The organism is Xanthomonas dyei, assembly GCF_002939865.1.
GTDB lineage: Bacteria > Pseudomonadota > Gammaproteobacteria > Xanthomonadales > Xanthomonadaceae > Xanthomonas > Xanthomonas dyei.
The window spans coordinates 1-10,618 of record NZ_MDEE01000011.1; the positions used below are offsets into that span (position 1 = coordinate 1).

Genomic DNA, 10,618 nt, shown 5'->3' on the forward strand with positions numbered 1-10,618 from the left:
CCGCATCAGGCACTGAAGATGATGACGCCTGACCAAGCCTATGCCGCTACATTAACCACCTGACCTGTGCAGAAACCGATGGGTCATTACAGCTCGCTCAACTCGCTCGGTGTGCGGAAGATGTGCATGTCCAGCATGCCGCGCCGGTAGCCTCCGTTGAAACTCTCGAACGCAGCATTTGCACCGTCTGGACAGCCGTTATGGCAGCTTAGCGGCTTCTGCGAGTGCGGCATCAGCGCCTCGTTTTTCACTCTGGAATATACCGTGATGATGTCGAAGAAAGGGCAGTGGTTCGGGCTGATCGGGTGGTTGGTGCTGTGCTACGCCGTGGCCGGGCTTGGGGCGATGGCGTCCATCCAGGCGGCCACCTTCTATGCGGGACTGGCGCGGCCGGCGTGGGCGCCGCCCGGTTGGTTGTTCGGTCCGGTGTGGACGGCTTTGTACGGGATGATGGCCGTGGCGGCGTGGCTGATCTGGAGACGCGGGGGATGGCGTGCGTGCCGGGGAGCGCTTGGTCTATTTGTTCTGCAGTTGGGCTTGAACGGGCTGTGGAGCTGGTTGTTCTTTGCGTGGCATCAGGGGGCGTGGGCATTTGCGGACATCATTGCGCTGTGGCTGTCATTGGCCTGCACGATTGCCGCCTTCGGCAAGCGGCAACGGTTGGCCGGGTGGTTGTTGGTGCCGTACCTGTTATGGGTCAGCTTTGCAGCAGCATTGAATTACGCGGTGTGGCAGCTCAACCCTGGTGTGTTGTAAGCGGTCTCTCCGAGGCGCTTTGATCCAGTCCCGGGGTGGGGAATTGAAACGTGCGAACAAAGCTGCAGGCGTCCATTTGTTTGCTGCGACGCCCTTGCCGTCAGTACATGGGCTGCGCAAGCAACGGTCTTGCCACTGTCTAAAAAGTTTCCATAGCAATCAATCGCTTGCCGAAGGATTGCTTAAAGCACTGTCCAGCAAGGTTTTCTGATCACGCGATCATCGCGGCGCAAGCGCGCATTCACGCAATGCTTGACAGGCCTCGGCCCGGTGATGTCTTTTGCGTACATGCCTAACGCCTGCGCCACCGCTTCGCTTCTCTGTCAGCCGCTGCTGCGGCTGGGTGCGGGCGTGGCCGGCATTACCACCACCATTACTACCGTCACCATTCGCCCGGTGCGGCCCGTCGTCTTCGCGTAACTTCCGAAAACAACGGCCCCGCACCCGGATCAGGATGCGGGGGCTTTCTTCCCTCATCTGATGCGGACGGGGCCTCCCTAACGAGGTCTGTCGATGTCATCGCCTGTTGTTTCGCTCGAACCCGCTGTTGTTGCCGCCTCTTCCGCACGCACCGTCGTGCACAAATTCGGCGGCACGTCAGTGGCCGATGCCGAGCGCTATCGGCATGTTGCGCGCCTGTTGCTGGCGCGCGGGGAGACCGTGCAGATCACCGTGGTGTCGGCGATGAAAGGTGTCACCGATGCCTTGATCGAGCTGGCCGAGCTGGCTTCGCAGGACCGCCCGGAGTGGCGCGAGCGCTGGCATGACACGCGCGCACGCCATCGCGGTGCGGCGGTGGCCTTGCTCGGCGAACATTCGGGGCCAACGGTGGAATGGCTGGACGAACGCTTCGAGCATCTGGCGCAGATCCTGGGTGCCTTGGCGGTGATCGGCGAGTTGCCGCGCGAGGTGCTCGACCGCGTGCAGGGCCTGGGCGAGGTGTATTCGGCGCAACTGCTGGGTGATCATTTCCGCGCCATCGGCGAAGACTGCGCGGTACTGGATGCGCGCGATGTGCTGGTGGTCAACCGTGGTGAGCTCGGCGTGGATGTGGACTGGGATGTCAGCGCGCAGCGGCTTGCGACCTGGCGCCAGGCGCATCCGCAGACGCGGGTCGTGGTGACCGGATTTGTGGCGCGCGACCGCGCCGACCGGATCACCACGCTGGGGCGCAACGGCAGCGATTATTCCGGCGCGATCTTCGCGGCCTTGTTCGATGCCGAGGAGCTGCATATCTGGACCGACGTGGATGGCGTGCTGTCGGCCGATCCGCGCGTGGTGCCCGAGGCAGTGCAGCTGGAAACCTTGAGCTACGACGAGGCCTGCGAGCTGGCCTATTTCGGTGCGAAGGTGGTGCACCCGCAGACCATGTCGCCGGCGATCGAGCGCGGCCTGCCGATCATCATCCGCAACACCTTCCAGCCGGAACATCCGGGCACGCGCATCACCGCCAGCAGCGCGGTGAGCGGGCCGATCAAGGGGTTGACGCTCAGTCCCGACCTGGCGGTGCTGAATCTGGAAGGCACTGGCTTGATCGGCGTGCCGGGCACTGCCGAGCGCGTGTTCGCGGCGCTGCGGACGGCGCAGGTGTCGGTGGTGATGATCTCGCAGGGCTCGTCCGAGCATTCGATCTGCTGCGTGGTCAAACAGCACGAATCCGAGCGTGCACGCAATGCGTTGTTGCAGGCGTTTGCGCACGAACTCACCGTTGGCCAGGTGCAGCGTGTGCAGTTGACCACCGGCATCAGTGTGTTGGCGGCGGTGGGCGATGGCATGGCCGGCCAGCCGGGTGTTGCTGCGCGCTTGTTCGAATCGCTGGGGCGCGCACAGGTCAATATCCTGGCCATCGCGCAGGGTTCGTCGGAGCGCAATATCTCGGTGGCCATCGATGCGGCGCATGCGACCAAGGCCTTGCGCGCGGCGCATGCCGGCTTCTGGCTGTCGCCGCAGACGTTCTCGGTGGGCGTGATCGGGCCGGGCAATGTGGGCGCGGCGTTGCTGGATCAGTTGCGCATCGCGCAGCCGCAATTGCTGGGCAAGGCGAACCTGGATCTACGTCTGCGTGCAGTGGTCTCGCGTGGCCGCATGTTGCTGGAAGAACGCGGCCTGGTCGGCGATTGGCGCGATGCGTTTGCATCCGCCGCCACCAAGACCGATCTGGAGCGTTTCACCACGCATCTGCTGTCTGCGCATCTGCCGCATACGGTGATCATCGATTGCAGCGGCAGTGCCGAAGTGGCCGACCGCTATGCGGGTTGGTTGGCGGCCGGTATCCACGTGGTGACGCCGAACAAGCAAGCCGGCTCCGGTCCATTGGCGCGCTACGAGGCGATCCGTGCGGCAGCCGATGCCAGTGGCGCGCGTTTTCGTTACGAGGCCACCGTGGGCGCAGGCCTGCCGGTGATCACCACGCTGCGCGATCTGGTCGATACCGGCGATGCGGTGACCTCGATCGAAGGCATCTTCTCCGGCACGCTGGCGTGGCTGTTCAACAAATACGACGGCAGTGTGGCGTTCTCCGAACTGGTCACCCAGGCGCGGGGCATGGGCTATACCGAGCCGGACCCGCGCGACGATCTGTCGGGCGTGGATGTGGCCCGCAAGCTGGTGATTTTGGCGCGCGAAGCGGGGCGCGCGATCAGCCTGGAGGACGTCAACGTGGAAAGCCTGGTGCCCGAAACCTTGCGCCAGGCCAGTGTGGATGACTTCATGGCGCATCTGCAGGACGTGGACGCGGGATTTGCGCAACGGCTAGCCGATGCGCGCGCACGCGGCAATGTGTTGCGCTATGTCGCCCAGCTGCCGCCTGATCGCGCGCCCAGCGTGGGCCTGGTGGAACTGCCGGCCGATCATGCGTTCGCCAATCTGCGTCTGACCGACAACGTGGTGCAGTTCACCACGCGGCGTTACTGCGAAAACCCGTTGGTGGTGCAGGGCCCGGGCGCCGGGCCGGAAGTCACCGCGGCCGGTGTCTTTGCAGATCTGCTGCGCGTGGCGGCGGGCGAGGGGGCGCGGTTGTGAGTCAGGCGGTGATCGGTCAATCCGCAGTCGCGTATGCGCAAGCAAGCGGTGCGTCGTTCGGCATGGGCGCTCTGCACCAAGCGCGTGCCTTCGCCCCGGCATCGGTTGCCAACGTCGCCGTGGGCTTCGACCTGTTGGGGTATCCGGTCGATGGCGTGGGCGATACGGTGACGGTACGTCGCATCGATGCGCCGGTGGTACGCATCGCCGCCATTCGCGGCACGACCGTCGCGCTGCCGCTGGATGCCGAGCGCAACACCGCCGGCGCCGCCTTGATGTCGCTGCGTGCTGCATTGGAACTGCCTTACGGCTTTGAAGTGGAGATCGACAAGGGCATTGCGCTGAGTTCGGGCATGGGCGGCTCGGCAGCCTCGTGCGTGGCCGCGTTGGTGGCGGCAAATGCGCTGCTGGACACGCCGTTGAGCACGACGCAGTTGTATCAGCATGCGCTCGATGGCGAAGCCGTCGCCAGCGGTAGCCGGCATGGCGACAATCTGGGGCCGTTGTTCTTAGGGGGCTTGGTGGTGTGCACGCTGGAGCGGCTGGTGCCGATCGCGGTGCCGGCGGCGTGGCATAGCCTGTTGGTGCACCCCGACGCCGTGCTGGAAACCCGTCGCGCGCGCGAGGCTCTGGCCGGCGATTATCAATTGCGCGAGTTTGTCGCGCAGAGCACCAATCTTGCGTTGGTGCTGGCGGGTTGCCATGCCGGCGATGCCGGGTTGGTGCGTGCCGGCTTGCGCGATGTGCTGGTCGAACCACGCCGTGCGCCATTGATCAGCGGCTTTGCCGCCGCCAAGCAGGCTGCGCTGGAGCATGACGCGATGGGCGCCAGCATTTCCGGTGCCGGCCCCAGCGTGTTTGCCTGGTTCGAAACGCGCGCCGCCGCGCAAGCCGCGGCGCCAGCGGTGCAGGCTGCCTTCGCCGCTGCCGGGTTCGATAGCCAGTCCTGGGTGTCGCCGATCGCCAGCCCGGCCGCACGGCTGATCGAATGAGCCGGCATCTGTATATCCCGGCGCGGCAGGATGCAGCGTGCGGCGTGTGGACCACGCAACACGCTGCAAGCACCTCATTCCACCACGACCTCGCTGATCTGCATCACCGGGCTCAAGTCGGTGTAGTTGGCGATGTCGCCCAGGATCTCCGTCGCGTGCGGGCCGAAGCTGCCGTTGAAGGCTTCCACCGAGTCGCAAAAGATATGGCACATGCCGATGAAGGCCGGCGTGCTGCCGGGCTCGCCGCCACTGAGTCCCTTGTCCACCGTGTAACGCAGGCAGGCCGCACCCATGCGCGCGGCCACCAGCGGCATGTGCTGGTCGCGGTAATAGGTGTGGTCGAAACGGGCGCCTTCGCGGTAGGGGTACATCACACTGACCTTGATCATTTGCTGATTCCACGGAAAGGTGCGCGCAGCATAGCGCCGTGCCGGCGCGCGCAGGCGACCATTCGGCGGAACGCAGCAACCGCGCCAGCCATGCCCATTGCCTCGATCATTTCATTGCCGGGTCACGCCCGGTCCTGTTTTTGCCTGGAGTCACGCTGATGTTCATCTCCACCCGTGGCGGCGCACCCGCCGCAAGTCTGAGTCAGGCGATTGCCGCCGGCCTGGCCCCCGATGACGGACTGTATGTGCCGCAGACCTTGCCGCCGGCGCGCACGCTGGCCGCTGGTGCCGACCTGGCCGCGACAGCCACCACCTTGCTGCAGCCGTTTTTTGAAGGCGATGCGTTGGCGCCCGAGTTGCCCGCCATCTGCGCCGAGGCGTTCGATTTCCCGGCGCCGCTGGTGGCGCTGGCCACGCCCGGCGATTACGCGCTGGAGCTGTTTCACGGCCCCACCGCCGCATTCAAGGATTTCGGTGCGCGCTTCCTGGCTGCCTGCCTGACCCGCTTGCGCCGTGCCGAAGACCGCCCGCTCACCATCCTGGTGGCCACGTCCGGCGATACCGGCGCTGCGGTGGCGGCGGCATTCCATCGTCAGCCGGGCTTGCGCGTGGTGGTGCTGTACCCGGACGGCCGGGTGTCGCCGCGTCAGGCGCATCAGCTGGGCTGCTTTGGCGACAACATCCAGGCATTGCGGGTGGCCGGCTCGTTCGACGATTGCCAGGCGATGGTCAAGCAGGCCTTGAGCGACACAGCACTGCAGACGCAGGTACCGCTGAGCTCGGCCAACAGCATCAGCCTGGGCCGCTTGCTGCCGCAGATGAGCTACTACGCGCATGCCGCCCTGCAGCACCAGGCGACGGCGGGCAGTGTGCTGAATCTGGTGGTGCCCACCGGCAATCTGGGCAACGGGCTGGCCGCGATCCTGGCGCGCGCGCTCGGGGTGCCGTTGGGCACGATCGCGCTGGCGTCCAACGCCAACCACGTGTTGCCGGATTACTTTGCCGGCGACGACTACGCCCCGCAGCCCAGCGTGGCGACCCTGGCCAATGCGATGGACGTGGGTGCACCAAGCAATTTCGAGCGGCTGCGCTGGTTGTACCAAGGTGACGATGCGGCGTTGCGCGAGGCTTTCCGCGCCCTGTCGGTCGACGATGCGGCCATCAGCCACACCATCCAGCAGCGCTATGCGCGCTACGGCGAAGTGCATTGCCCGCACACCGCCACCGCAGTACATGTGCTGGAGCAACTGCGTGCCGAAGGTGCGGAGGGCGTCACCGGCGACTGGGCCGTGGCCGCCACCGCGCATCCGGCCAAGTTCGAAGGGGTGGTGGAGCCGTTGATCGGCCGCGCAGTCGATGTTCCGCCTGCATTGGCGGCGCTGCTGCAACGTCCCGCACACGCCGAAGCACTGGCGCCGGATTACGCCGTGTTCCGGCAGCGCCTGCTTGCGGATGCGGCCTGAGCCAAACGCGTTCAGCCAGCCGGGGTTGGAAAGTGTCGCGCATGGGGCTATCTCTATCCGGGTGCGGCCCCGACGTGGCGCCGCGTTCGATGTGGGTTGCTGCATGTCTTATCGAGTGATTGCCGTTGCCGCCGCGTTGTGCGGCTGGGCAGCGGCGGGTGCGGCCGTGGCGGCCGATGCCCTGGTTGCGTCTCCGGTGTCGCCCTTGGGCGCGCCGCGTGCGGGGCTGATCGATGCCTTGGCGCGTCAGGCGCCGTCGCTGGATCGCCAGGTTCTGGCGTTGGCTACCGAAGCGTTGCAATGCGCGCGTCAACGCCAGCAGGTGGGCGATGAGCGTGTGCTCAGCGTCATCGACTACAGCCGGCCGTCGACCGAACGCCGGCTGTGGGTGTTCGATCTGGCACGGCAGCGGTTGTTGTTCCAGGAATGGGTGGCGCACGGGCGCAATACCGGCGAGAACCTGGCCGCGAAGTTCTCCAACGCCGACGGCAGCTTCCAGTCCAGCCTGGGTGCGTTTACCGCGCAGGAGTCCTACACCGGCCACAACGGCTATTCGTTACGGCTCAAAGGCCTGGAGCCGGGCTTCAACGATCACGCGCGCGACCGCGCCATCGTGATCCACGGTGCGCCCTACGTCAGCGAGGCCATCATCCGCAGCCAGGGGCGGCTGGGCCGCAGCCTCGGCTGTCCGGCAGTGCGGCCGGCAGTGGCCAAACAGCTGATCGACACCTTGCGCGAGGGCGCCTTCGTCTTCGCCTATTACCCGGACCGTGCCTGGTTGCGGCAGTCGCAACTCCTCAGCAGCGGCTGCGGTGCATCGGTGGCGAGTGTGGGTGGGCATTGAAGTGCCGTGCCCTGCGTCGTGATTCGACAACGTAGTTGAGAACACAGCCGGCGTGAGTTGAGTGCATCTGCGCTGTCGCATTGAGTGCCGCCATCCGGCCAGCACACAGCTGTCTTCGTCACCGCCGCGAGCACTGGCGCCGCGTCTTCGCCAACGCGCGGTGGTGCGGCCATGCAATCAAACCAAGTGTTCAACCGCCATCGACCAGATAGCGCTCAGACCGTGTCGCCCGCCAGGCTGCGCAGGGCGGCGTAGTCCAGGATCTGCACCAGCTGCAGTTGCGGCAGCGCGATCAGCTGCTGCTGCCTGAGTTTGGTGAAGGTGCGGCTTACCGTTTCCATGGTCAGCCCGAGATGGTCGGCGATGTCGCCGCGGCTCATCGGCAGGGCCACGGTGTCGCCGCTGGCGCCGGGCTGGGTGGAGCGGGCGGCCAGACGCAGCAGAAAGTGCGCCAGCCGTTCGCTGGGTTGCAGCCGCGCCAGCAGCAGGCCGGTGTCCTGCGCTGCAGCGAGTTCCATGCCGGCGCGCTGCAGCAGCTTGCGCTCCAGATGCGGGTAGCGATCGCGCAACTGGCGCATCTGCGCCATCGGCGTACGACACACGCGGCTGTCGACCATAGCTTCGATATCGTGGCGGTGCTGCGCGGTTTCGGTCAGCCCTACATAGTCGCCTGGCAGCACGAAACCGGTGATCTGGCGGCGGCCATCGGCCAGCGTGCGCACCAGGCGCAAGGCACCGGAGGTGACGGTGTAGACGTGCTGGCGCGCATCGCCAGCACGCACCAGCGTACTGCCGGGTGCATAGCTGGACGCAGTGGTGGCCTCATCGAGTGCGTCCATTTCCTGCGGCGACAATGCCGCGCAGATCGCACGGCCGCGGACCGCGCATAGCGCGCAATCGGAACCAGGCGCGTCGCTGCCGGCTGCCGCGCCGAGCGCCGGGCAGGTCACGCTGGGGTCTGAAAGCTGCCGATACATGGGTCACGCACTGCCTGGGACGCAGCTCGATGATACGCCATGCGCTCAGCGCGGCCGCCCAGCCGGTAGAATTGCCGGCTCGCCCCAGTCGTTCTGCAGGAGTTTCGCTCGTGATCAAGCCCCGTACGCCGCCCGGCATCATGGAATTGCTGCCACGCGAGCAGATCGCGTTCCAGCGCATGCTGGACGTCATCCGCCGCAACTACGAGCGGTTCGGGTTCCTGCCGGTCGAGACCCCAGTGTTCGAGCTGTCCGACGTGTTGTTGACCAAATCCGGCGGCGAAACCGAGCGTCAGGTCTATTTCGTGCAGTCCACCGGCGCGCTGGCCAATGCGGCTGCCGCAGCCGACGAAGGTGCCGAAAACGGCGGCTTGCCGGAGCTGGCGCTGCGCTTCGACCTCACCGTGCCGCTGGCGCGCTATGTCGCCGAGCACGAGCACGATCTCAGCTTCCCGTTCCGTCGTTATCAGATGCAGCGCGTGTACCGCGGCGAGCGTGCGCAGCGCGGGCGTTTCCGCGAGTTTTACCAGTGCGATATCGATGTGATCGGCAAGGATGCGCTGAGCATCCGCTACGACGCCGAAGTGCTGGCGGTGATCCACGCGGTGTTTGCCGAGCTGGGCATCGGCGATTTCAAGGTGCAGTTGAACAACCGCAAGTTGCTGCGCGGGTTCTTCGAAAGCCTGGGCGTGGCCGAAGGCGAGTTGCAGCTGGCGGTGTTGCGCGAGGTCGACAAGATCGACAAGCGCGGCGCCGATTACGTGCGCGACACGCTGGTGGGCGAGGGCTTCGGCATCGCTGCCGAGCAGGTGGCCAAGATCCTGGCGTTCGTGGCGGTGCGCTCAAGCGGCCATGCCGATGCGCTGGCGCAGTTGCAGGCGCTGGAAGCCTCGGTGGGCGCCAGCGCGACGCTGGGCGAGGGCATTGCCGAATTGCGCGAGGTGCTGGAGCTGGTCAAGGCGCTGGGCGTGCCGGAAAGCGCGTACTGCCTGAATTTCTCGATCGCGCGCGGGTTGGATTACTACACCGGCACCGTCTACGAAACCACGCTCACCGACCACCCGCAGATCGGCTCGATCTGCTCGGGCGGGCGCTACGAAAGCCTGGCCAGCCACTACACCAAGTCCAAGCTGCCGGGCGTGGGCATCTCGATCGGCCTGACCCGCCTGTTCTGGCAGCTGCGCGAGGCCGGCCTGATCCAGGGCATCGCCGAAAGCAGCGTGCAGGCCATGGTGGCGCTGATGGACGAAACCCGCCTGGACGACGCGCTGGATATCGCGCGCCGGCTGCGCATCGGTGGCATCAACACCGAAGTGCAGATGGAGCCGAAGAAGGTCGGCAAGCAGTTCCAGTACGCCGCCCGCGCCGGCATCCGCTTTGTGGTGCTGGCCGGCGACGACGAACTGGCGCGCGGCGTGGTGGCGGTCAAGGACCTGGTACGCGAGCAGCAGTTCGATGTGGCGCGCGAAGAGTTGGCAAGCACGCTGCAGGTTGAGTTGGAACAGGCCAAGGTGATGTGAGCAGCATTGTCGCCCCTCATCCGCCCTGGCGGGCACCTTCTCCCCCCGGGCGGGAGAAGGGGGGAGGGGCTGACTTGGACGAGCTGCGCCCATTAGCCGCTGAGTGGGAGACGTCAGCATTCGCTGCTGAGTGGGGAGACGTCAGTGAGAGCCCCAACTCAAGGAGTCATGTCCTTCTCCCGTTGACGGGGGAAGTGGCGCGCAGCGCCGGATGAGGGGCGTTCCGCCGCCTCAGCTCAGGTGACCACTCAGACACTGCGTCCAGCCAGTGACAATTCAGGGTGTTTGCGTTAATGTACTAACACGCTATTACATTAACGCAATGAAACAACGACCTGCCCCCCGCGAAACCGCCGACGTTGCCGCCTCCCTCAAGATGCTGGCCGATGCGTTGGCATGCCTGGACGCGCCCGGCTCGGTCGAGGCATTTCTGCGCGACCTGTGCACCCCGGCCGAGCTCGAAGCCATGGCCGACCGCTGGCGGGTAGTGCCGCTGCTGATCAAGGGCGTGCCGTACCGCGAAATCCACGAGCTGACCCAGGTCAGCGTGACCACTATCGGGCGCGTTGCGCGCACCCTGGATCATGGCGCCGGCGGCTATGCCGAGGCCTTGCGCGAGCAGTCGTCGCGCCCTGTCGATTCCCACTGAGAGAACA

General features: G+C 65.9%; 9 protein-coding genes. 7 read left to right on the plus strand and 2 right to left on the minus strand.

Translation table 11 applies throughout. The features are described from left to right. The first annotated feature begins 270 nt into the window (after positions 1-270). From XdyCFBP7245_RS09410 to XdyCFBP7245_RS09420, 3 genes are all read left to right on the plus strand, one after another. Positions 271-756: a TspO/MBR family protein gene (locus XdyCFBP7245_RS09410; protein ID WP_104615510.1), complete on the plus strand. Its 486-nt coding sequence runs from the start codon at positions 271-273 to the stop codon at positions 754-756. A 513-nt stretch (positions 757-1,269) separates the two neighbouring features. Beyond that, positions 1,270-3,777 (plus strand): bifunctional aspartate kinase/homoserine dehydrogenase I, encoded by a 2,508-nt coding sequence (thrA, locus tag XdyCFBP7245_RS09415; protein ID WP_104615433.1) that lies wholly within the window; start codon positions 1,270-1,272, stop codon positions 3,775-3,777. A gap of 62 nt (positions 3,778-3,839) precedes the next feature. Further along, on the plus strand, positions 3,840-4,769 hold the full coding sequence (locus XdyCFBP7245_RS09420; RefSeq protein ID WP_104615511.1) for a homoserine kinase: 930 nt from the start codon (positions 3,840-3,842) through the stop codon (positions 4,767-4,769). Between the two features lie 74 nt (positions 4,770-4,843). On the opposite strand, the gene XdyCFBP7245_RS09425 is transcribed toward XdyCFBP7245_RS09420, so the two are convergent. Continuing rightward, entirely contained in the window at positions 4,844-5,158 is a 315-nt protein-coding gene (locus XdyCFBP7245_RS09425; protein ID WP_055846374.1) for an EthD family reductase, read from the minus strand. A gap of 158 nt (positions 5,159-5,316) precedes the next feature. Between XdyCFBP7245_RS09425 and thrC the strand changes: the two genes are divergently transcribed. Next, the gene (gene thrC, locus XdyCFBP7245_RS09430) at positions 5,317-6,621 is read left to right on the plus strand and encodes a threonine synthase (protein ID WP_104615512.1); all 1,305 of its coding nucleotides are present in this window, start codon (positions 5,317-5,319) and stop codon (positions 6,619-6,621) included. Positions 6,622-6,724: 103 nt separating this feature from the next. Then, positions 6,725-7,465, plus strand: a complete 741-nt coding sequence (locus tag XdyCFBP7245_RS09435; RefSeq protein WP_104615434.1) for a murein L,D-transpeptidase catalytic domain family protein — start codon at positions 6,725-6,727, stop codon at positions 7,463-7,465. Positions 7,466-7,680: 215 nt separating this feature from the next. On the opposite strand, the gene XdyCFBP7245_RS09440 is transcribed toward XdyCFBP7245_RS09435, so the two are convergent. Next, positions 7,681-8,304: a Crp/Fnr family transcriptional regulator gene (locus tag XdyCFBP7245_RS09440; RefSeq protein ID WP_211287670.1), complete on the minus strand. Its 624-nt coding sequence runs from the start codon at positions 8,302-8,304 to the stop codon at positions 7,681-7,683. Positions 8,305-8,552: 248 nt separating this feature from the next. On the opposite strand from XdyCFBP7245_RS09440, the gene hisS reads away from it, so the two are divergent. Together hisS and XdyCFBP7245_RS09450 are read left to right on the plus strand one after the other, a co-directional pair. Beyond that, the gene (hisS, locus tag XdyCFBP7245_RS09445; protein WP_104615436.1) at positions 8,553-9,962 is read left to right on the plus strand and encodes a histidine--tRNA ligase; all 1,410 of its coding nucleotides are present in this window, start codon (positions 8,553-8,555) and stop codon (positions 9,960-9,962) included. 322 nt (positions 9,963-10,284) lie between these two features. Continuing rightward, a complete protein-coding gene (locus XdyCFBP7245_RS09450) occupies positions 10,285-10,611 on the plus strand; it encodes a YerC/YecD family TrpR-related protein (protein ID WP_104615437.1) in 327 nt (108 codons plus the stop codon). The last annotated feature ends 7 nt before the right edge of the window (positions 10,612-10,618 follow it).